An 805-nucleotide genomic window follows, 5' to 3' on the forward strand; every position below is an offset into this window, starting at 1 on the left:
CCATAGGCGCGTTCATCAACAAAGTGCTTTCAGAGCATCCCGACAAAGCCAGAGCCATTGAGGGCGGTCCCGAAACCGTCAAGAAGGCAAAAGCAGGAGACGGTACCAAACGGCCCGATTTCTCTTTGTTCCGCCGGGTCGAATGCGACGCTCACAAGCTTGACGTGCGGTGCGTCGTGCTGGTTCCCAGTCATGACGGCCGGCTGGAATCGATCCTGGTGCACCGGTTGTGGGTTATTGTGATTTTGGAGGTGCGCAGCCGGTGCGTGCTGGGCTACCACCTGTCGCTGCGCAGGGAGCCGTCTGCTGACGATGTGATCAGTGCGATCAAGTTTTCCCTGGGATCCTGGAAACCCCGAGCGCTGCAATTTTCGGGACAGGCCTACCACAGTGGCGCTGGATTCCCGAGCGCCTTTTCGCCCGAATTGAAAGGTGCCTGCTGGGATGAGTTCAGCGTTGACGGAGCGTTGGCCAACGTCTGTCAGCGCGTGAAGCACATCCTGAAGAATGTCGTCGGGGCTGACTTGGTGAGCCCTCAGGACCCTCATTCGTACAGCAGCCGCCGCAGTCTCGACGACCGACCTTTCATCGAAGCCTATTTCAGGCAAATATCCTCGCAGTTGGAAAAACTCTCGACGAGCACGGGATCCAGGCCAGACAAAAGGCGCGGCAGGAATCCCGAAGCAGAAGCCGCCGAAACCGGATTCCAGCTGGAATATCTGCAGGAGTTGCTGGACGTGACGGTGGCAAATGGCAACGCCACGCCGCATTCCAGCCACGGCTACCGGAGTGCATTGTCCCAGAT

1 pseudogene is annotated in these 805 nt (G+C 58.5%); it reads left to right on the plus strand.

The annotated features are described in order from the left end of the window. A pseudogene (locus AC1D0Z_RS23250) lies at positions 1–805 on the plus strand (hypothetical protein); the annotation flags it as partial.

The organism is Polaromonas sp. P1_E3 (assembly GCF_056405935.1).